This window comes from Stenotrophomonas sp. TWI377 (assembly GCF_039674525.1).
In the GTDB taxonomy this organism is placed as follows: domain Bacteria; phylum Pseudomonadota; class Gammaproteobacteria; order Xanthomonadales; family Xanthomonadaceae; genus Stenotrophomonas.
In genome coordinates this window covers 74,041-94,366 of the sequence record NZ_JBDJNT010000005.1, presented here as the reverse complement: position 1 = coordinate 94,366, position 20,326 = coordinate 74,041, and the positions used below count along the sequence as shown (strand labels likewise).

Annotated in this window: 20 protein-coding genes; 7 read left to right on the top strand and 13 right to left on the bottom strand. The window is 68.6% G+C overall.

The features are described from left to right. Nucleotides 1-191: 191 nt before the first annotated feature. Complete coding sequence (locus ABE546_RS06900) at nt 192-1,547, bottom strand: Hsp70 family protein (RefSeq protein WP_121038664.1); 1,356 nt, start codon at nt 1,545-1,547, stop codon at nt 192-194. A gap of 119 nt (nt 1,548-1,666) precedes the next feature. Between ABE546_RS06900 and ABE546_RS06895 the strand changes: the two genes are divergently transcribed. Beyond that, nucleotides 1,667-2,002 (top strand): zinc ribbon domain-containing protein YjdM, encoded by a 336-nt coding sequence (locus ABE546_RS06895; RefSeq protein WP_019183411.1) that lies wholly within the window; start codon nt 1,667-1,669, stop codon nt 2,000-2,002. A 6-nt stretch (nt 2,003-2,008) separates the two neighbouring features. Here ABE546_RS06895 and ABE546_RS06890 read toward each other — a convergent pair whose 3' ends face one another. After that, nucleotides 2,009-3,145 carry a tetratricopeptide repeat protein gene (locus ABE546_RS06890; RefSeq protein ID WP_313211383.1) on the bottom strand — a complete coding sequence of 379 codons (1,137 nt, stop codon included), beginning with the start codon at nt 3,143-3,145 and terminating at the stop codon, nt 2,009-2,011. Nucleotides 3,146-3,375: 230 nt separating this feature from the next. On the opposite strand from ABE546_RS06890, the gene ABE546_RS06885 reads away from it, so the two are divergent. The 4 genes from ABE546_RS06885 (at nt 3,376) to ABE546_RS06870 (ending at nt 6,295) form a co-directional block, all read left to right on the top strand. Further along, nucleotides 3,376-3,981, top strand: a complete 606-nt coding sequence (locus tag ABE546_RS06885; RefSeq protein ID WP_313219055.1) for a hypothetical protein — start codon at nt 3,376-3,378, stop codon at nt 3,979-3,981. 47 nt (nt 3,982-4,028) lie between these two features. Beyond that, complete coding sequence (locus tag ABE546_RS06880) at nt 4,029-4,208, top strand: oxidoreductase-like domain-containing protein (RefSeq protein WP_313219053.1); 180 nt, start codon at nt 4,029-4,031, stop codon at nt 4,206-4,208. Between the two features lie 14 nt (nt 4,209-4,222). After that, the gene (locus ABE546_RS06875) at nt 4,223-4,870 is read left to right on the top strand and encodes a DUF998 domain-containing protein (protein ID WP_346463022.1); all 648 of its coding nucleotides are present in this window, start codon (nt 4,223-4,225) and stop codon (nt 4,868-4,870) included. Between the two features lie 78 nt (nt 4,871-4,948). Further along, on the top strand, nt 4,949-6,295 hold the full coding sequence (locus tag ABE546_RS06870; protein WP_346463021.1) for an AcvB/VirJ family lysyl-phosphatidylglycerol hydrolase: 1,347 nt from the start codon (nt 4,949-4,951) through the stop codon (nt 6,293-6,295). 27 nt (nt 6,296-6,322) lie between these two features. On the opposite strand, the gene mprF is transcribed toward ABE546_RS06870, so the two are convergent. Beyond that, the gene (gene mprF / locus ABE546_RS06865; protein ID WP_313219049.1) at nt 6,323-8,887 is read right to left on the bottom strand and encodes a bifunctional lysylphosphatidylglycerol flippase/synthetase MprF; all 2,565 of its coding nucleotides are present in this window, start codon (nt 8,885-8,887) and stop codon (nt 6,323-6,325) included. Nucleotides 8,888-9,080: 193 nt separating this feature from the next. Here mprF and ABE546_RS06860 point away from each other — a divergent pair, with 193 nt between their 5' ends. Beyond that, nucleotides 9,081-9,428: a RidA family protein gene (locus tag ABE546_RS06860; protein WP_121038644.1), complete on the top strand. Its 348-nt coding sequence runs from the start codon at nt 9,081-9,083 to the stop codon at nt 9,426-9,428. A 97-nt stretch (nt 9,429-9,525) separates the two neighbouring features. Here ABE546_RS06860 and rnfB read toward each other — a convergent pair whose 3' ends face one another. The 8 genes from rnfB to ABE546_RS06820 all read right to left on the bottom strand — a co-directional run bounded on the left by rnfB (nt 9,526) and on the right by ABE546_RS06820 (nt 17,644). Then, nucleotides 9,526-9,945, bottom strand: a complete 420-nt coding sequence (gene rnfB, locus ABE546_RS06855) for an Rnf electron transport complex subunit RnfB (RefSeq protein WP_313219047.1) — start codon at nt 9,943-9,945, stop codon at nt 9,526-9,528. Between the two features lie 28 nt (nt 9,946-9,973). Further along, nucleotides 9,974-10,615, bottom strand: coding sequence for an HAD family hydrolase (locus ABE546_RS06850; RefSeq protein ID WP_313211390.1), 642 nt, complete (start codon nt 10,613-10,615; stop codon nt 9,974-9,976). A 60-nt stretch (nt 10,616-10,675) separates the two neighbouring features. Continuing rightward, nucleotides 10,676-12,754: a methionine--tRNA ligase gene (metG, locus tag ABE546_RS06845; protein WP_346463020.1), complete on the bottom strand. Its 2,079-nt coding sequence runs from the start codon at nt 12,752-12,754 to the stop codon at nt 10,676-10,678. A gap of 98 nt (nt 12,755-12,852) precedes the next feature. Continuing rightward, entirely contained in the window at nt 12,853-13,296 is a 444-nt protein-coding gene (locus ABE546_RS06840) for a DUF2147 domain-containing protein (RefSeq protein WP_346463019.1), read from the bottom strand. 101 nt (nt 13,297-13,397) lie between these two features. Continuing rightward, entirely contained in the window at nt 13,398-13,817 is a 420-nt protein-coding gene (locus tag ABE546_RS06835; RefSeq protein WP_313212532.1) for a VOC family protein, read from the bottom strand. Continuing rightward, nucleotides 13,814-14,860: a serine hydrolase domain-containing protein gene (locus ABE546_RS06830; protein ID WP_346463062.1), complete on the bottom strand. Its 1,047-nt coding sequence runs from the start codon at nt 14,858-14,860 to the stop codon at nt 13,814-13,816. The genes ABE546_RS06835 and ABE546_RS06830 overlap by 4 nt, the downstream gene beginning before the upstream one ends. A 58-nt stretch (nt 14,861-14,918) precedes the next feature. Next, nucleotides 14,919-16,835, bottom strand: a complete 1,917-nt coding sequence (locus ABE546_RS06825) for a DUF885 family protein (RefSeq protein ID WP_313212533.1) — start codon at nt 16,833-16,835, stop codon at nt 14,919-14,921. 131 nt (nt 16,836-16,966) lie between these two features. Then, nucleotides 16,967-17,644 carry a DUF502 domain-containing protein gene (locus ABE546_RS06820; RefSeq protein WP_070425632.1) on the bottom strand — a complete coding sequence of 226 codons (678 nt, stop codon included), beginning with the start codon at nt 17,642-17,644 and terminating at the stop codon, nt 16,967-16,969. 99 nt (nt 17,645-17,743) lie between these two features. Between ABE546_RS06820 and ABE546_RS06815 the strand changes: the two genes are divergently transcribed. Then, complete coding sequence (locus tag ABE546_RS06815; protein WP_346463018.1) at nt 17,744-19,015, top strand: hypothetical protein; 1,272 nt, start codon at nt 17,744-17,746, stop codon at nt 19,013-19,015. Between the two features lie 22 nt (nt 19,016-19,037). Here the strand turns inward: ABE546_RS06815 and ABE546_RS06810 are convergent, their stop codons facing one another. Further along, the gene (locus ABE546_RS06810; protein ID WP_346463017.1) at nt 19,038-19,769 is read right to left on the bottom strand and encodes a hypothetical protein; all 732 of its coding nucleotides are present in this window, start codon (nt 19,767-19,769) and stop codon (nt 19,038-19,040) included. Between the two features lie 50 nt (nt 19,770-19,819). Beyond that, nucleotides 19,820-20,284, bottom strand: coding sequence for a DUF4442 domain-containing protein (locus ABE546_RS06805; RefSeq protein ID WP_346463016.1), 465 nt, complete (start codon nt 20,282-20,284; stop codon nt 19,820-19,822). Between the last annotated feature and the right edge of the window lie 42 nt (nt 20,285-20,326).

The following is a 20,326-nucleotide window of genomic DNA, read 5'->3' as shown; positions in this document are numbered from 1 at the left end:
CGGACAGGTCCGGACGGTGGCAGCATCGAAGAGGACGGTGGCCTGGGAGGCCAGGAAGATCGTGCTGGTTGCGTCAAGCGCATTGCGCTTTGAAGCCGAAAGATGATAGCGCTTTCGGCGTAACGTTTTGTTAATAAGGGCGTTCACACCTCTTCAGGCCTTGTGGGACAAGGCCTGGCGTTGCCGGTGGATCAGTTGGCGGCGGCCAGTGCCAGCCCGTGGACCACACCGAACGACGGATTTCCGCGGACCAGGGTCGAGCCCGGGAAGGCGTTGGCCACGGCCTGCTGCAGGTAGCCGGCGCGCGACATGCCACCGGTCAGGAACACCGCTGCCGGGTCGTGGCCGATGTCGCTGCGCACCTGCTCCAGCAGGGCGGTCAGCTCGCCCAGATACCCGCCGGCGGCGGTTTCCAGCCGCGAGGCATCGATCTGCATCTGCAGGCCGCGTTCGATGAAATCCAGCGCGCTGTCGTGGCTGGCCACGCTGCTCAGGGCGATCTTGCAGCGCTCGACTTCACGGTACAGGCGCGCGGTATTGCCGGTGTCCTGCAGCGCGGTCAGGCGCGGCCCGAACGGCGCGTCCACATCGCGGTAGGTGTGCTGGCGGAAATCACGCTGGCGGGTCATGTCCTGCACCATCGCCGCTTCCACGTAGTGGTGCGCCGGCACGCGGGTGATGCCGCGGCCGAACAGCGGCATGTAGCCGCCCAGGCTCAAGGCCAGATCGATATCGGTACCGCCCCGGGCGATACCCCAGGCACGGTGGATGGTCGGGGCCTGGCCGCCGCCTACGCGCGCATGGGCAACGTCGGTGGTACCACCGCCGATATCCACCACCACCGCGTCGTGCTCCTGCGGGCTCTCGGCGTGGTAATGCATCGCGGCGGCCGCCGGCTCTTCGAGGAAATCGATGCTGTCGAAGCCGGCTGCGATCGCCGCGCCGTGCAGGATCTCCAGCGCCTGCGCGTTGCCGGCCTCGCCGATCGAGCTGCGGAACTGGACCGGGCGGCCCAGCGTGGCGGTGCGGATCGGCGTGTCCAGCTGGCGCGAGGCGGTCAGGCGGATGTGCTCGAGGATGTGCGTGGCGATGCCGGCAATCGTCTGGCGCGCACGCGGGTGCAGGTTGTAGCCGAGCATCGACTTGGGGCTCTGCACCAGGTTGCCTTCGTTCTCTTCGAAGTAGGCCTCCAGCGCGTCATCGCCATAGACCGCGTTCTGCAGCAGGGTGGTGGAGCTGAGCGGGGCGCGCATCTGCTCTTCCATCCACTGCCGGCGCACCACGCGCAGGGCCTCGCGGCGCAGCGCATCGGGGGTGCGTTCCTGGCCGGCGGCGCGGGCATCGCGCGCGGCCGCGTCGACCAGCCGGGCCAGGTCGTGCTCCAGCGCCGGGGTCAGTTCGAAGTCGTTCGGGTCGCGCATCACCTCGGGGAAATACACCGTGGTGCGGAACTGTTCGGCCTGGCCGAACTGGATCGGCACGACCTTGCCGTCGATCACCACGGCGGCGGCGGAGTTGCTGGTGCCAAAGTCGATGCCGAGTTTCATGCGGGGGGCCGGGCCGGTGGTCAGGGGGCGCGCACTTTGCGGCAACGGGACCGCCGACGCAAGGGCAGCCGGTAACGGGCGGTTACACTAGCGGCCGTTTCGTAACCGAAGAGCTGTCGATGTCCGCCATTCCCGCCTGCCCGCAGTGCACCCTGGAAAACACCTATGCCGATGGCGCGCTGTTCATCTGCGCGGATTGCGGCCACGAGTGGGCGGCCGGTGACGGTGGCGGCGAGGCCCTGGTGGTACGCGACAGCAACGGCAACGTGCTGGCCGCCGGCGACACCGTGACGGTGATCAAGGACCTGAAAGTGAAGGGCTCCTCGATTCCCCTCAAGCAGGGCACCGTGATCCGCAATATCCGCCTGGTCGAGGACGATGCCGAGCACATCGAAGGCAACTCGGAAAAGATCAAGGGCCTGGTCCTGAAGACCTGCTTCCTCAAGAAGGCCTGAGCCGGCTCAGTTGGCGTTGGTGCCGCGCTGGCGCCAGCGCTGCAGGCTGTCCAGCTTGGCCTGGTAGCGGGATCTGAGGGCGTCGCCGTTTTCGCCGGCCAGATCCCGCGCGCGCTGCATTTCGATCGAGGCCCGGCGCGCATCGCCGGCCAGGAAGTAGCTCCGGGCCAGCGCGAAGTGGAAGGGATGGGCGGTCTCGTAGAGACGCACGGCCCGGCGGTAGAAACGCACCGCCGCGGCGTAGTCCCGGCGCTGCTCGGCCTGGGCGCCGAACATGTACTGGGCGAAGGGATCGTTGCGTTGTACGCGCGCCAGCCGGCTGGCCAGCAGGCCGGCCTGGTGGGTGTCGCCCATGCGCCGGTACAGCGCGCTGGCATTGCTCAGGCTGGCGCCATGCCGGGGTTGCAGGCGCAGGGCGGTTTCATAGTCCTTGCGGGCCTGGTCCAGCGCGCCGATGCGCGCGTCCAGAACGCCCAGGTTGTTCCAGGCGGCCACGAAGTCCGGCGCCATGCCCAGCGCGGCCCGGAAGTAGGCGCGGGCGCCCCCGGTATCGCCGGTGGCCATGTGGTCGGCGCCGCGGTTGTTGTAGAAGTGCGCCAGCGTGCGTTGCCGGGTGATGCGCTGCGGGCCGAGGGGGTCGTACAGCACGCTGTGGTCCAGATCGACCGTGCCGCTGCGCCCGTCCAGCACGATGCCCGCATTGACGTGGCCCACGCTGTAGATCACCCCGGAGGCCTGGTACCAGCTCACCACCTGCGCCACTTCCTGGACATGCGCATCGATGCCGGCGAGGTTGGCCAGCGTGACGAACAGCAGGGTGAAGGACAGGCAGTTGGCGCGCCGCGTCTGCCACGTTTCCGTGATGGTGTGGGTCGCGTCGGGGTCGTAGGCCAGGTGCAGCCCGTGTTCGTCGAAGATCATCTCGACCAGCCGCTGCAGGCGGCGCTCGCGCGAGTAGCCCGGGTCGATGACCCGTTCGTGCAGCAGGGCGAGCAGCGGGGCGGGCACCTCCAGGATCTGCGCCGGCGTGGGCAGTGCGGTGGCGCTTGGCGCAGCTGCGGCCGGCGGCGCCGTGTCGGCCGCCCAGGCCGGCGCGGCGGCCACGGCCATCCACGCGATCAGGAAAAGTCTGCATGCGGTCATCGCCGTCACCTCGCGAGGCGTTGGGGTCCGTCCGGTCCAGTCTAGGCGGGTCGTCGGGCGCTGGCATGCCGTTCATCGGCGGATAGCGCCATCCACAGGGGATGTGGATCAGCGGTCGACAAACATGTGGATAACCGGGCGCACCCACTGCGCGGCAACGGTTCTGTGAGGGTGGTCAAAAAACCACCGCCCGGCTTGCCAGCGTCGCTGCGACGGCCAATCATGCGTGCATGCACGTCGAACCGATTCCGCTGCCCGCCGGGCAGCTTGCCGAGCTGGAAACCGCCTACGCCGTGCCGCCGCGGGCGTATCACAACTGGTCGCACGTGCAGGCCGTCCTGCAGCACTGCCGCACGGTCGCCGAGGCTGGCCCGGGCTGGCTCCGGCCGCGTGAGGTGCAGTTGGCCGCGCTCTATCACGACGCCATCTACGATGCGGGCCGCGGCGACAACGAAGCGCGCTCGGCCGAGATGGCACGCCAGGCCATCGCACGCTGGCTGCCGGAGGCCGGGATCGATGCGACGCGGGTGGTCGAGCTGATCGAACTGACCGCGCGCCACAGCAAACTCGCGCCCGGCGATGTCGATCCGGAAGCGGCGCTGTTCCTGGATTGCGACATGGCCATTCTGGGGGCGCCGGCGGCGGTGTTCGATGCGTACGACCGCGGGATCGCCGAGGAGTATGCCGGGCACGTGCCGGGCTTCCTGTTCCGGCTCAACCGTCGGCGCTTCCTCAAGCAGGTGCTGGGGCAACCGCGGATCTTCCTGAGCGACTTCTTCCACCAGCGGCTGGATGCGGCCGCGCGCGACAACCTGCGCCGGCGGGTTGAGCGCTGAACCACGCCCGCTACACTGTGCGCGCTGTTTTCCCTACGTGTGTCGCCATGTCCGTATCCGTTCCAGATCCCGATCCGCGTCCGCAGCCGCCGGAAGAACCCGGCCCCAACGAGTGCTGCGGCAGCGGCTGCCCGCTGTGCGTGCTGGATCTGTACAGCGATGAGCTGCAGCGCTACCGCGCCGCCTTGGCCGCGTGGAAGCAGCGCCACCCCGAGGCCGCCGACTGACCCCAGGAACTGCGATGTCGCTTTCCCTGCCACGCCCTTTCCGCTGGCCCGCGCAGCAGCACGCACGCGTTGCCCTGCTCACGCTGGTGGCGCTGGCGCTGTTCGTGGCCATCGCGTTGTGGACGCAATGGGCCCGCGATGACCTGGACTGGGTGCAGGCCACGCTGAGCCTGTACCTGCATGGCCCCTGGGGGCTGGCGCTGCGCACGGCTTACTGTGTGCTGGCGCTGGCGATCATGCTGCTGGCCGTCGCGCTGCATGCCAACAGCCGATCACCCCGGCGCAGTGCGGCCGCGCCGCTGCTGTTCTGGGTGGCCGCGCTGGGATTGATGGGGGTGGCGATCGGCGACAGTTGGCTGCCCGAGCGCGCGCCGCTGCTGGCACCGCTGGTGCACGGGCTGTCGGCCAATACCGCGTTCCTGTGCGTGAGCGTGGCGATGCTGCTGCAGAGCTGGTACCTGCGCGCCGATCCGCGCTGGCGCACGTGGGCCGGGCCGGCCTGGTGGTGGGCCTGGCTGTGCTTCGTGCTGCTGTGGCTGCACGTGCTGTGGCGCGGCCCACCGCGCGGCGCTGGGCAGAAGCTGGTGATTGCCGTGGTGCTGGTGTGGCTGGTCTCGGTGGCCTGGCAGCTGTGGCGGCAGGCGCGTCGCGACGCGCGCTGAGCGTCCGGCCACGCTGTGTACATGCCCTTGGCAGGGCAGGGGCGTATCGTTGGCGCACTAGTCATGGGATGCGCGACGATGCGGCGAGCCGGTTGGGGGATGATGCTGGGGGTGGTGCTGGCGGGGATGTCCGGACAGGCGCTGGCCGCGCCGCCGCAGCAGCTCAGTCACGGGCGTTTCGAGAACGTGCCGGTGTACCTGCCCGACGGTCGCCCGCAACGGGTGGTGGTGTGGTTTGACGGTAGCGCCAGCCATGCCGACAGCCAGCAGCGCATCGATGCCTTGCGTGCCGAGGGCGCCCTGGTCGCCCAGGTCGATGTCGCGCACCTGCGCCAGGTGCTGGCCCGCGAGAAGAGCGGTGATTGCGCCTTCGGTGCCGGCGATGTGGAGAATTTCTCCCGCTGGTTCCAGGCCTATCTGCACGTGCCGGGCTATCACCTGCCGCTGATCGGCGGCGATGGCGAGGGCGCGGCGCTGGCCTACGCGGTGGCCGCCCAGGCCGATACCCAGGTGTTCGCCGGGCTGCTCACCACCGGCTTCTGCCCGTCGGGCGTGCGCGAGCGCAAGGTCTGCGGCGCCGGCAGCAGCCACGGCCGCCTGCAGCCGGCCGACCTGAACTTCCCCTGGTTGAACGCCGCCGGCGATGTGCATTGCCCGGCCGGCGAGTCGGCTGCGTTCGTGCGCCAGGTCGGCATGGGCCGCCAGTTCGAGCGTACCGCGCGGGGCGACGCGTTGCCCGGCCTGCTGGCCGCGGCCAAGGTGATCGGCGCGCAGAAGGGCGTCAGCCTGGCGCCGCCGCCGGATGACCTCAAGGGCCTGCCGGTGGTCGATATGCCGTCGAGCAAGCCGGGCGACACCTTCGCCATCTTCATCTCCGGTGATGGCGGCTGGGCCGGGTTGGACAAGGAAGTGGCCGCGTCGCTGAGCGAGGCCGGGGTGCCGGTGGTCGGGGTGGATTCGTTGCGCTACTTCTGGACCGCACGCACGCCCGACGGCTTCGCCCGCGATCTGGAGCGCATCGCCATGCACTACAGCCGCCAGTGGCAGCGCCGCAACGTGGTGCTGGTCGGTTTCTCGCAGGGCGCCGATGTGCTGCCGGCGGCCATCAACCAGCTGTCACCGGCTACCCGTGAATCGGTCTCGATGATCGCGCTGCTCTCGGTCGGCAAGACCGCCGACTACGAGTTCCATGTCAGCAACTGGCTCGGCGGTGGTGGCGATGGCCTGCCGATCGCGCCGGAGGTGGCCAAGCTGCCCGCCTGCAAGACGTTGTGCGTCTACGGCGAAGACGATGGCGACGCGCTGTGCCCGTCGCTTCCCGTCGGCGGCAATGCGCAGGTCATCAAGCTCCCCGGCGACCATCACTTCAAGGGCGATTACGACCGCCTCGCCGACACCATCGTCCAGCATCTGCCGGCGCGCTGAGCGTAGCCGGCCCCGGCCGGCACAGGCTCAATCGTGCCGGCGCGGGTCCAGTGAGATCAGCCGGGTCGCATCGAGCAGGGCGGCGGGCAGGTGCACACCGCCCGGCGCGGCCAGATAACGTGCGCGCCAGACCGGGGCGAACTTCGACTTGAAACGACGCAGGCCGCTGAAGCCGTAGAAGCGTTCGCCATGCCGCGCGACCACGTTGGCGAAGCGGTTCCAGCGCCCGGCGAGGCGATGTTGGGCCAGCCCGGACAGCGGTGCCATGCCCAGCGAGAACCGGTGGAAACCCTGCTCGCGGCCCCACAGGAACAGCTCGATGAACAGGAAATCCATCGTGCCTTTGGGCGCATCATCGACGTGCCGCATCAGGTCGACCGACAGCTCATTGCCCGCCGGCGCCTGCCACAGATTGGCGAAGGCCACGATGCGCCCTTCGGCTTCCACCAGGGCGACCGGAAAGCGTGACAGGTAGGCCGGATCGAAACTGCCCAGCGAAAAGCCCTTCTCATCGCCGGCCTTGTCATCCAGCCACTGCTGGGAGACCACCGATAGTGCCGGCAGCAGCGCGGGGACTTCCTCGGGCGGCGCAACCCGGAAGCTCAAGCCACCGCGCTTGCCGCGGTTCCAGGCCTGGCGCAGGTCCGCGCGATCGCGGCCCTCCAACGTGAACGCCTGCAGCGGCACCATCGCCTCTTCGCCAAGCTTGACCAGGGTCAGGCCCAGGTCGAGATAGGTCTGCCAGTGCGCCTCACCAACCTGGTAGAACACCGGGCGCAGGCCGAGCCGATCGGCTTCCTCACGGAAGCGCCAGATCAGCGCACGTACCACGTCGGGCGGGCCGACCGGATCGCCCATCGCGATCAACGAGCCGCCGTAGCGCTGCATCATCACGAAGCCTTGCTGCGCCTCGTCACGCAGCACCGCCTTGTCCGCGGTGAGCACGAGGCAGGCCTGGGTGTCTTCGGCCGCTGCCAGGATCGGCGCGAGCGCGTCCAGCGTGGACGCATCAGCGGCCGGCAACGGGCTGCGCGTGCTGTGCAGCAACCGCGCCAGGCCGAAGATGGTCAGCGCGATCGCCACCAGCAACAACGCACGCAATGCACGCGGCGCGTTGCCCTGCAGCGCGAACTGCCACCACAGCTCGTTCTGGTATTCCACGTGGCTGTAGACGAAGAACAGCAGCCAGATCACCGCGACCAGCACCAGCCCGAGGTTGCGGATCCACGGCCATGACCAGGCCTCGTCCAGCAACGCGCCCTGGCGATAGAACTCACGGCGCGAGGCCCACAGCGCGGCGGCCACCAGCAGCGCTGACAGCGCGATCAGCACCTGCCCACCGCGCAGCCAGATCGGCAAGGGCGAGAGCACACAGATGCCAAGCGCGAGCATCCACGCGGCGTGGCTGCGCCGCTGCAGGCCCTGGCCGATCAGCAGCAGCGCGACACCGGCCAGACTGCCAAGCAGGTGCGAGGTTTCCAGGATCGGCAGCGAGGCGGTGATCAGGTGCCGGCGCGGCGTCGGCAGGGTGCCATCGATCACCAGTGCCGCGCCGACGCTGAATACCGCCAGCGCGATGATCTGCGGCAGCCACGGGCGCAGCGCGGTCCAGCCGACCCGGGTGGCACCGGCACCGGCACGCAGCGGGCGGCGCAGCGCCGGCGCGACCGCCAGCACCGTCGCCAGCAGCAGCGGCAGCACGTAATAGGTCACGCGGTAGATCAGCGCCGCCGCCAGCACCGCAGCGGGTGCGACCTGCGGCAACAGCTTGAGCAGGCTCCACTCGAACACGCCCAGGCCGGCCGGCACGCTGGAGATCAGGCCGGCCAGCACCGCGACCAGATACAGCCCGACGAAACCGGGCAGGCCGGTTGGCGTATCCATCGGCAGCAGCACATAGAACGCCGCACTGGCCAGCACCAGTTCGACCACGCTCAGCGCAGTGACACCGAGCATGGTGCGGCGGTCGGGCAGCCACAAGGCGTGCCCGCGGATCTGGAAGCTGCGGCCTTCACGCCCCACCAGCAGCACCGTGCCGACATAGGCCAGCAGGCCGAGAACGCCGATGACCCGCACCGCCTGCACCGGGATCGGCAGCGCCAGCGCGGCAGCGCCGGGTTCAAGCAGGAAGGCCAACGCCAGCAGCAGCCACGCCCCGAACACGAAGCCCAGTGTGCTCATCAACACGACCTGGCCGATCTCGCCCAGGCTCAGCCCGGCACGGCCATAGCCACGCAGGCGCACGGCACCGCCGGTGAGGGCGGCAAAGCCCAGGGTCTGCCCCAGCGTATGCGCCAGGAACGCGGTGATGCCGACCCGCGCCGGATGCAGGCGCTTGCCGCTGCGGCGCAGACCGATCGCATCGAAGCCGATCAGACAGGCATAACTGGCCAGGCCAAGCAGCACGGTCAACGCGATCTGGCCGGCGCCCAGATGCCGGAACGCCTCGCGGATCGCGCGGTAGCCATGCTCATCGAATTCGTTGGCCAGGCCACGCAGGGCCAAGGCCAGGATCACCAGCGGGATGACGACGGTTGCGGCGCGGCGCCAGGGGGCGCGGGCCGGCGTGGGAGCAGGGGCGGTGTCGGTCATCGGTACAGCGTGCTCCGGGGTGGGCGATGAAAGAGTCAACACAGGCGTGGCCGCCTGACCGGCAAATCGTGCGCCTGATGCCGGCGCTTGCCAAGCGGGTGCGCTGTGCGTGCTGTGGCTGCTTTGCGCACCGGGCCGGGCAGGCGCACGCCGCATCGGTGACAATGCGGTTTCATCCAGAGGAGTAATCGCCATGTTGGAACGTTTCGACGTTGGTCCGCGCATGTCCGAAATGACCGTGCACAACAAGGTCGCCTATCTGTCCGGGCAGATCCCCGAAGACACCAGCCAGGACATCACCGGCCAGACCCGTCAGGTGCTGGAAGAGATCGACAAGCTGCTGGCGCTGGTGGCCAGTGACAAGCAGCACATCCTGCGCGCGGAAATCTTCCTCGCCGACATCAACGATTTCGCCGGCATGAATGCCGCGTGGGATGAGTGGGTGGTGGCCGGCATGACCCCCGCCCGCGCCACGGTGGAAGCCAAGCTGGCGGATGCGAGCTGGAAAGTGGAGATCGTGGTGACGGCGGCATTGCCGTAAGCGCACCGCGGAACCGCTGGGCGCCATGGTGATCGACGCATCGCCGTGCGCCCAGACCCTGCCGCTACCGCGAGGCGCATGGCGCCCGGCACGAGGGTCAGGGCGCGCGGACCAGCTCGATGCAGTCCACCGGGCACGGCGGGATGCACAGCTCGCAGCCCGTGCACAGATCGGCGATGACGGTGTGCATGAACTTGGCGCCGCCGACGATCGCATCGACCGGGCAGGCCTGGATGCACTTGGTGCAGCCGATGCAGTCGGCTTCGATCACCACCGCAACCTGCGGTGCCTTGTGTGCACCGCGCGTGCGGTCGAATGGCAGCGCCGGCACACCCAGGACGTTGGCCAGGGCGCGCGCGCCGGCATCACCGCCCGGCGGGCAGTGATCGATGCCCGCCTCGCCGCGTGCCATCGCCTCGGCATACGGGCGGCAGCCGTCGTAGCCGCACTGCCCACATTGGGTCTGTGGCAGAAGGCGGTCGAGGCGTTCGGTGAGGGTATCGATGGGGAGGCTCATGGCGTGGCGGTGGCTGCGCGGTGGGACATCAGGCCCGGCTGTCCCGCGCCGGTGGGAGGGGCGCCGGTGGATTCCGACGCGGCGTCATGGGCTTGCCGCGATACCAGCGCTCGTGGGCGAGCGCGAGCATCGGGCGGTCTTCGCCGCTGTCGCCGTAGGCGTGGATGCGCAGGTAGCGCGCGAGGTCGTAACGCCGGCGGATGTGCTCCACCTTGTGCGGCGCGCAGTCGCCCTCGGCGTAGCGCCCGGTGAGGCGTCCGTCGCGGCTCTCCAGCCGGTTGCAGATCAGGTCCAGCCCCATCGCCTCGCACCACGGGCGCAGGTACAGGTCCAGCGAGCCGGACACGATCACCACGGTGTGCTGTTGTTTGAGATGCCAGTGGATCTGCTCGAGCATCTCCGTCCGCATCACCCCGGGCAGCACATCGCGCGCGTAGCCGGCGGCCTGTGCGGTGATGTCCTCCAGATGGCGGTCGGTGAAGGTCAGGCGGGTGACGCGGGCGCGGATGCGTTGCGCGGAGATCAGCTTGAGGCGATAGGCCAGCAGCCACGGACCGACCTTCCACCACGCCTGCGCGAGCTGCTCCGGTGTGGCCACGCGGCGCAGGAAACGCCCGTAGGTATCGCAGGTGGTGACCGTGTGGTCGAAATCGAACAGCGCCAGTTCCAACCCACACCTCCAGGCAGACGAGCGTGGCAGGGCGACCCGGTGGCCGCCCTGTCGCAGCGATCAGCGGACCGGCATGCCCGGCAATGCGGCGCTGTCGGCATCCAGCAGCGCCAGCGCGCCGCCGTCGAAGCCGGCCGACAGGATCATGCCTTCGCTCAGGCCGAAGCGCATCTTGCGCGGGGCCAGGTTGGCGATGAAGACCACGCTGCGGCCGACCAGCTGCGCCGGCTCGCCGTAGCTGGCGCGGATGCCGGAGAAGATCTGGCGCTTGCCCAGGTCACCGGCGTCGAGTTCGAAACGCAGCAGCTTGTCCGACCCTTCCACGAACTCGCAGACCAGCACCTTGCCGATGCGCAGATCCAGCTTGGCGAAGTCGTCGATGCCGATGTAGGCCGGTGCGGCCTCGCCATCGGCCGCCGCGACCGGCGCCGGTGCGGCAGCGGGCTTGGCCGGTTTGGCCGGGGCGGCGGGGGCCGGGGTGGCGGCCTGCAGGGTGTCCTTGGATGCGTCGGTCATGGCGTCGATTTTTTTCGGGTCGATACGGGTGAACAGGGGCGCGTACACCGCGATGGTGTGCGCGGTCAGCGGGGCGGCGATGTCGGTCCAGGCGTGCACGGGCGCGGCCAGGAAGGCCTCGGCCTGCGCGGCGGTGGCCGGCAGCACCGGCTTGAGTGCGGTGACCAGCACGCGGAACAGGTTCAGCCCCTGGGTGCAGACCGATTGCAGCTGCGCGTCGGCGCCGTCCTGCTTGGCGATCACCCACGGCTTTTCATCGTCGATATAGCGGTTGGCTTCGTCGGCCAGCGCCATGGTCTGGCGCAGTGCACTGGCCGGATCGTTGCGCTCGTACGCCTCGCGGATCGGCGCCAGCGCGGCGACGAAACGGTCGTATTGGGCGGCATCGGGCAGCGTGGCGGCCAGGCGGCCCTCGAAGCGCTTGCTGATGAAGCCGGCGCAGCGGCTGGCCAGGTTGACGAACTTGCCGACCAGATCCGCGTTGACGCGCGCGATGAAATCGCCCAGGTTCAGGTCGAGATCGTCCACGCCGCCGGAGGACTTGGCCGCGAAGTAATAGCGCAGCGCTTCCGGCTCCAGCCCGGCATCCAGGAAGGTGCGGGCCATCACGAAGGTGCCGCGCGACTTGGACATCTTGGCGCCATCCACGGTCAGGTAGCCGTTGACGTGCAGGCGGGTCGGGGCGCGGTGGCCGGTGCCGTGCAGCACCGCCGGCCAGAACAGGCCGTGGAAGTTCACGATGTCCTTGCCGATGAAGTGGTGCAGCTCGGTGCTGGTGCCGGCGCGCAGGTGCGCGTCGAAATCTTCGCCGGTCTTCGTGCACAGCGCCTGGAAGCTGGAGAGATAGCCGATCGGCGCATCCAGCCACACGTAGAAGTACTTGCCCGGGTGACCCGGGATCTGGAAGCCGAAGTACGGCGCATCGCGCGAGATGTCCCACGCGCGCAGGCCACCCTCGGCATTGAGCCACTCACCCAGCTTGGCCTTCACGCCCGGCAGGGCGACGTCGCCGGCCAGCCACTCGCGCAGGAAGCCTTCGAAGCCGCCGACCTCGAAGAAGAAATGCTCCGAATCGCGGATTTCCGGCGTGGCGCCGGAGATCACCGATTTGGGATCCTTCAGGTCGGTCGGGCTGTAGGTGGCGCCGCAGACCTCGCAGTTGTCACCGTACTGATCCGGCGTGCCACAGTTCGGGCAGATGCCCTTGATGTAGCGGTCCGGCAGGAACATGCCCTTGGCCGGGTCGTAGAACTGGGCCACGGAGCGGCGCGCGATGTGCCCTTCGGCCTCGAGCTTGAGGTAGAAGGCTTCGGTCAGCGCCTTGTTGGCCGCCGAGTTGGTCGAGTCGTAATGATCGAACGCCACGCCGAACGCGGCGAAATCACGCTCGTGGCTGGCCTGGATGTTGGCGATGAAGGCCTCCGGGGTCACGCCGGCCTTCTCGGCCGCAAGCATGATCGGGGTGCCATGGGTGTCATCGGCGCAGACGAACCAGGTCTTGCCGCCGCTCATTCGACGCGCGCGCACCCAGATGTCAGCCTGGATGTAGCCGACCAGGTGGCCCAGGTGCAGCGGGCCGTTGGCGTAGGGCAGGGCGGTGGTGACGAGAGCGGTGCGGGTCATGATGAGCGCTGTTGCCAGGGGAACCGGGGATTATCGCACGCCAAAACGCAGTAACCCGGCCGAAGCCGGGTTACGGGGGGTCAAAAGCAGCGCCAGGCTTACTCGCGCACCCAGGTCTGGGCGCGGCAGATGAAGGCCACGCAGCCGGACACGTCGAGCTTGGCGCCGCCGGTCTGCAGCTTCATCTTGGACTTGTAGGTCTTGCCGTTGCCCGGATCCAGGATGGTGCCGCCGGACCAGGCGTTGGTGCCGTCGGCCTTGAGGTTCCACAGGATGGTCATGCCCTTGACCGGCTTGTTCTTGTTGGCACCCTCGCAGCCGTCGCAGACCGGATTCGGGCCCTTGTCCGAGTGCAGGATGTCCACGACCTTGCCGGTCAGCGTGCCGTTGGTGGCCTGGGTGATCTCCACGATCGACTTCACCTTGCCGGTCTTGTCGTCGATGGTCTTCCAGCGGCCGACGGCGCCGTCGGCGGCGCTGGCCGACATCGCGGCCATCATCAGCGGCAGCGCCAGCAACAGGGTCTTGAAGATCTTGCGCATGTTCCCCTCCCAGGGATGTCCGTGAACGCCGGCGCAGGCGGCCGGTACAAGGCCGACTGTATACCCATTCGCTCCGGTACGGAACGTGCCCGGCGCACGGTTCAGCCGGCGTCGGCCGGGATCTCGTACAGCTCCAGCGGCAGGTCGTCCGGGTCGGCGAAGAAGGTGAAGCGGCGGCCGGTGTATTCGTCCACCCGGATCGGTTCGCAGGCCACCCCGGCCGCGGTCAGGCGGGCGATCATGGGCTCCAGCGTGTGCACGCGGAAGGCCAGGTGGCGCAGGCCCTGCGCCTCGGGGCGGCTGGGCCGTGTGGGCGCGCCCGGGAACGAGAACAGCTCCAGCTGGCTGCCATCGGGCAGGGCCAGATCGAGCTTCCAGGAGTCGCGCGCCGCGCGATGGTTCTCGGCGATCACCTGCAGGCCGAGCACGCGGGTGTAGAAATCTCTGGAGCGGACGTAATCGGCGCAGATCAGGGCCACGTGGTGGATGCCGATCAGTGGGGAGGCGTCAGAAGCGTTCATTGCACGGTGTCCAGCCAGCGCCGGGCGATCTGCAGCGCCAGCGGATAGGGTTCGGGGGCGTTGCGGTTGCTGAGTACGATCACGGTGAGGCGCTGCGCCGGATAGCGCAGGATCACGTTGCGGAAGCCGATGCTCTCGCCGCTGTGCCACTGCGCGCCACCGTTGAGCCGCCAGCCGAAACCGTAGAACGGCACGTCCGGCTCGGCGGTGGGAGTGGCAGGGGAGAACATCTGCTTCAACGATGTCGCCTTCAGCAGGCGCTGGTCATACAGCGCCGCATCCCAGCGCGCCAGGTCATCCAGTGAGGAATACACTCCACCATCGCCGAGCACCGCGCTGGTCGGGCTTTGGTCGGTACGCTGCCAGCGCCCGTCGCGCTCGCTGTACCCATAGGCGCGGCGCGCGATATCGTCCACGCCGTCCTGATGGGCCACGCTGTCGCGCATGCCCAGCGGCAGGAAAATCCGCTGGTGCAGGAAGGTCGCGAAATCGCTGCCGGAGGCCTTGCCGACCACCAGCGCCAGCAGCGCGTAGCCGCTGTTGCTGTAGCGGTAGGCCGTACCGGGCGTGAAGTACGTCCGGTCCTGACCCTCCAGCAGATGCAGCACATCCGGGTCATGCACCTGCGCGGTCGCGTCGGCGGCCATCAGGTCTTCGTAGTCGAGCAGGCCGCTGGTGTGGCTGAGCAGCTGGCGCAGGGTGATGGCATCGGCGGCTGCGGGCAACGAGGGCAGCCACCGCTTGAGTGGATCATCCAGGCTCAGCGCGCCGTCTTCGGCCAGCAGCAGGATCGCCGCGGCGGTGAACTGCTTGCTGACCGAGGCCAGGCGGAAATTGGTCTGCGCGGTCACCGCGGTCCGGTCTTCCAGCACCGCCAGGCCGTAGCCGCGCCGGAACACCGGCTGGCCATCGTGCAGGACCAGCACCGCGGCGCCGGGAACCTGGCCGTCGTAGCGCTGCATCAGCCCATCGATGCCCGGATCCGGGGGCGTCAGCACCGGCGCTGCGATGACGGCGCCGCTACCGCTCCCGGCGATGCACATCGCGCTGATCCACACACGCAGATGCCGGACGATGTGCATGCTCGGTTTCCTTCAGGGCTCAGGGCGCGGGCGTGGCCGCGCCACTCTGGTTGGCGATCCAGCGGGCGATCTTGGCATCGAGGATGTCCAGCGGCATCGAACCATCGCGCAGCACTTCCTCATGGAAGCGACGTGCGTCGAAACGCGGCCCCAGTGCCGCCTTGGCCTTGTCGCGCAGCTCCATCATCTTCAGTTCGCCCAGGCCATTGGCCAGGGTCTGCCCGGGCAGGGCCATGAAGCGCTCCACTTCGGCGGTGGCATCGCTGGCGCTCATGTCCGCGGTCTTGACCAGATAGTCCACGGCCTGGCGCTTGCTCCAGCCCTGCGCGTGCACGCCGGTGTCGGCGGACATGCGCGCGGCACGGGTCAGCGCGGCCTGCAGATAGCCGATCCGCTCGTAGGGATCCTGGTAGACGCCCAGTTGCTCGCCCAGCGACTCGGCATACAGGCCCCAACCCTCCACGAAGGCGATATCGCCGCCCAGACGGCGGAAGCGTGGCAGCTTGTCCAGCTCCTGCTGCAGGCCCAGCTGCACGTGATGGCCGGGGATGCCCTCGTGCAGGAACTGCATCGGTGCGGACCAGCGGCGGCGGCTCGGCAGATCGCCGGTGTTGATGTACAGCACGCCCGGGCGCATCCCGTCCGGCAATGGTTGCTGGTAGCTCACCGCGCCGGCGGTGGCCGCGCGTTCCGGCTCGACCGCGCGGATCTCCATCGGGGCCTTGGGCAGCGTGCCGAGCAGCGTCGGCAGGCGGGCGTTGACCTGGCGCTGCAGCTGCTTGTACCGGTTGAGCAGCGCATCGGCGTTGGCGTACTGGAAGTCGCGGTCGGTGCGCATGGTGCGCAGCAGTTTCTGCTGCGAGCCACGGATCTTGTTGTCTTTCATGATCGTGGCGATCTGCGCCTGCAGCGTGGCCACGCGTTGTTCGGCCAGGGCATGGATCTGTTCGGGCGTCAGCGTGGATGCGGTGCTCTGCACGATGGTCTGTGCATACCAGGCCTTGCCGCCGGGCAGGCCGGCCAGACCATCGGTGCTGCGCGCGGCCGGCAGGTACTCGGTTGCGATGAAGCCGCGCAGGGCGCGATAGGACGGCATGATGCGGAACTCGATCATGCGCTTGTATTCGGCCGTGATGCGCGCCTTGTCGGCCGCCGGGAAATCTTCGGGCAGGTTGCGCACCGGCGCCCAGAAGATGCTCTCTTCCGCGGTCGGCTTGATCACCGCATCCAACTGCGGGAGTACTTTTTCCATCAGGTCACGCGGTTGCACCACACCGGCGGCCATGCCTTGGCGCATGTTGGCGATGGCCTGCTCGAACAGGGCCGGAATGCCCAGCGAGCGGCGCGACCAGCCATCGTAGTCCTGCACCGTGTTGAACGGCTGCGCACCGGAGCCGGAGCCGAGAATGGCCATGATGCTGCCGAGGTTGTAGTACTGGCTTACCGGTAGCATCCAGCCAGGGAACTGCTCGGCGGCCAGCGACATGCGCGCGTCGCGAACGAAGATTTCGTAGCTGAGCAGATCCTGGCCGGTCAGGCCGTCCGGCCCGATCTTCTCGACCTTGCCCAGCCACTCCACGGTGAAGTCATGCGACTGCTGGCGGTAGGCGGCAGAGAGGATGTTGGGCAGCTGATCGTTGTGCCGGCTGTCGCCCTGGAAGGTGGCCTGCAGCGGATTGAGCCGCATCGAGGCATCCCAGTACTCATCGTAGATCCGGTCCAGCTGCGCGGCCTTGGTCTGCTGGCGCACCAGCGGCTGGCGGGCCGGGGCGGCGGCCGGGCGCGCACGCGGCTTGGCCTTGGGCTTGGCGGCGGGCCGGGACTGCGTCGCGGCGGGCCGGGTGGCCTTTTTCTTGGCAGCTTCGGCCGGAGCGGCAGCGCTGAAGGCCATCAGTACGGCGATGGCAAGCGCCAGGGCGCGGGCGGGGTGGGGCATCGGCTGTTTCCGTAAACGCACAGACACGGGAGCTTGCCCGATTCGCCTGCGTACGGCCAGCATCGGCCCCCGGTCAGGTTTGTCATGTACGGCGCCCAGTCAGCTGCGGCAGCATGCTGCTGCCGCGATGCTCAACGATCGCCGGCGCGGGTGAACGGCATGGTTTCCGGGGCGACCGCGCCGCCGGAGATGATGAAGCTCATCGCCTGGTCCACGGTCCAGTCGGTGGGCGTGAGCAGCTCCACCGGCACGATTTCCAGATAGCCCGAGGTCGGATTGGGGGTGGTGGGTACGTATACCGCGGCCAGCTCGCGGCCGCTGCCTTCTTCCTTCATCACCCGCGTCACCAGGCCAACCGACTTCATGTCGCGATGCGGGAAGTCGATCAGCACCACACGCTGCGTGCTGCCCGGTTCGGTCTGCAGCATGTCCAGCAGTTTCTTGGCGCTGTCGTAGATGATGCTGGCCAATGGAATGCGTTTGATCACCGCACCGAACCAGCGCAGCAGGCGCTGGCCGATCACGCGGCGGCTGAGTACGCCCACCGAGAGAATCACCAGCAGCGTGGCGGCCAGGGCGATGATGTCCTGCATCCACTCGACCTTGATCCAGCCCAGGTAATGCGGGAACGAGGCGGCGATCTGCTCGGAAAGCGGCACCACCAGCGGGCTGGAAATGCCCGAGAGCAGCACGAACACGAATTTGACCACCACCCAGGTCAGCCAGATCGGCAGCAGGGTCAGCAGGCCGGTGAGGAACAGGCGCTGCAGGGAGGGACGCGGAACGAGTTGGGGGGCTTCGGGCGACATCCGCGCATTGTAGCGGTGGCGATGCCCGGTTTACGCTGCCCATCCCCGCAGGACGCGGGGTCTGGGGAGAATGCAGTGGTGAGGAATGGACTGAAATGGGTGGGCATCTCGATCCTGAGCCTGGTGCTGGCCGTGGCGGGGCTCTGGGCGGCCTCGCGCTTCTGGCCGCTGCCGGCCGAGCAGCGTGAGGCGATGCGGCTGCTGCAGGCGCCGCTGCCCCGGCCCGGTGAGAACGGCTTCAGTGCGTTGTGGACCCTGCGCTACGACGGCCTGGATGCCCGCGGGCGCGAGGCCCTGATGGCACAGGATGTCGAGCGCTGGCGAAACGGCACGCCTGGCCAGCGGCCGGTAGCGTCCAGCGCGGAAGGGCGGTTCCCTGCGGTCCCGCTGCCGGCGCTGGCGCGTTGTGGCCGCCGGGGTGTCGGTTGTCTTGCAGCGGTGCGTGCGGACCCTGAGGGGTTCGCCGCCACGCATGCCGGCCACGATGCGCTTCACCAGCGCGTGGCCGCGCTGGCCGGCTACGGTCATTTCGTCTCCCCGTTCGAGCCGTTCGGGACCGACCCGATAGTGCCGCTGCCCGTCTTTCAGCCGGTGCTCGATCCGCTCTCAGCCCACGCACTTGCGCATGTGCGGGGCCACAGTGGCACCGCACTTGCCGGTGCCTGCGCGGACATCCTCAGTGGTCGGGCGATGACGGGGCAGGGCGATACGCTGATCACCAGCATGATCGGCGCGGCGATGGTGGAGAGCAACGCGCGGCTGCTGGCGGACATGCTGGTTGAACTGCCCGCCGACGCTGCACTGCCTGCAGTCTGCGCGGCGGCACTGGCGCCGATGACGGCCGGCGAGCAGAGCCTGTGCACGGCGATGCGCGGTGAGTTCGCGTTGGCTGGGGCGGGCGTGCGGCCGTCCACTGGCAACCCGGACGGCCATCGCCTGTTGCTGGATGTGCCGCGCACTCTGGCGCGCATGGCGCCCCGCTATGCGTGGGCGTGCGCCGCCAGTGCAGAACTGGTGGCAGCGCGCGACGCGCCCACGCCCATTCCCGGGCCCGCGCAGGATCGCTTTGCCTGCATCGCCAATCCACTGGGCTGTGCCGTGGCCAACATCGGCGGGCCGGACATGCGGCAGTACGCCGGCCGGCCGCAGGACGCCGCGGCGATGCTGCGCCTGGTCGCCGCGCAGCGCTGGCTGCGGCAGCAGCCCACGACGTCGTCGGAGACGCTGAAGCGCTTGCCCGAGGCGCTGCGTTCGCCCACCCGCACGCCGGTGCTCAGCGACGATGGCCAGTGGCTGCAGGTGGAGCGGCGCGTGGTGATGGATGAGGTCGGGCCGACGCTGCAGGTGCCGATGCGCGCGCCCGCACGATAAGGGGCGTGCGGCGACGCGGTGCTTACCGATCCTGCGCCGGGGCGAAGGGGTCGAAGTCGCTGCCATCGCCCACCGTCTCCAGCGTCCAGCGGCGTGGCGAGGTGAGGGTCTCCCAGCGCACGGTGTCCTGGTCCGATTCGATGCTGCCTTCGGCATGGCGCACGCGGCGGGTCGAGTAATTGATGCTCAGGCTTTCGGTCTGACCGGAGTTGCGCATCATCGAGTCGCGGTCATAGCCGATCAATGCGAAGGCACCGTTCTGCCAGCGGAAGGTGTAGCTGGCAGAACCGGTGGACCAGCTGCCAGCGTTGGAGAAGAAGAACAGCGTGGTGCGCAGTGTGCCGCCCACGATCGAGACGCCGTCGCCGTCTTCAAACACATCCGACAGGTTCGGCGCCTCGTGACGGGTGATCAGCGTGTGGTTCTGCGCAGCGAGCGTGTAGCCGGCCGGCGTGGCCCAGGCGATGGCGAGCATGCGTGGATTGCTGTCCAGCGGGCTGATGCCGAAGCCATCGTGTTCGACGATGTTGCGCGCGTCCTGCTGGCGCAGCACCAGAACGAGATCATCGCGCCTGTCGCCGTTGAGATCGCCACGCAGCTGCTGATCGATGCGCCAGCCGGACGGCACGAAGCCCTCGGCTTTGGCCGCGTGAGCCGGCAGGACCGGATAGTCGACCGGCGGGATCCGCAGCTCCTGTGCGGCGGCGGGCAGGACGACGAACAGCAATGGGCTCAGCAGCAGGCGCAGGCGCATGGTCTTCCGTGGCGTGAATCCGGCGCGCGAGCATAGCAGCGCGCCAAGTCTCACCCTGCGCGCTGGCGCGCCTCGGGCTTGAGACGCAGGTACACCTGCTTGCGCACGCGGGCGATGACCTCGCCGTTCGCATCGACAATGTCATTGCTGAACCAGTGCAGGTACTTTTCCCCGCTGGCCGTGGCGGCACGCAGTTGATCCAGCAGCGCCTCGTCCAGCCGGAACTCGGCAACCATCGTCCCGCGGCCGGGCTTGAGGAATTCGATCTCCCCCGCACGGTCCCAGACGTAGTAATCGCGCCCCAGGTTCTGCATCACGGTGAGCATCCAGAACGGATCGGTCATCGCGAACAGGCTGCCACCGAAGTGGGTACCCACGTAGTTGCGGTTCCACGGGCGCATGCGCAGTTCGACGCGCACATGGCGATAATCCGGACTGACCGTTGTCACGTGGATGCCCGTGAACAGGAACGGCGGCCACAGGTTGAGGCCAAGGCGGAAGACGGAGGCCTTCATTCGGAGTGCATCTCAGTGCTGAGGGTGACGGGAGTCTACCAT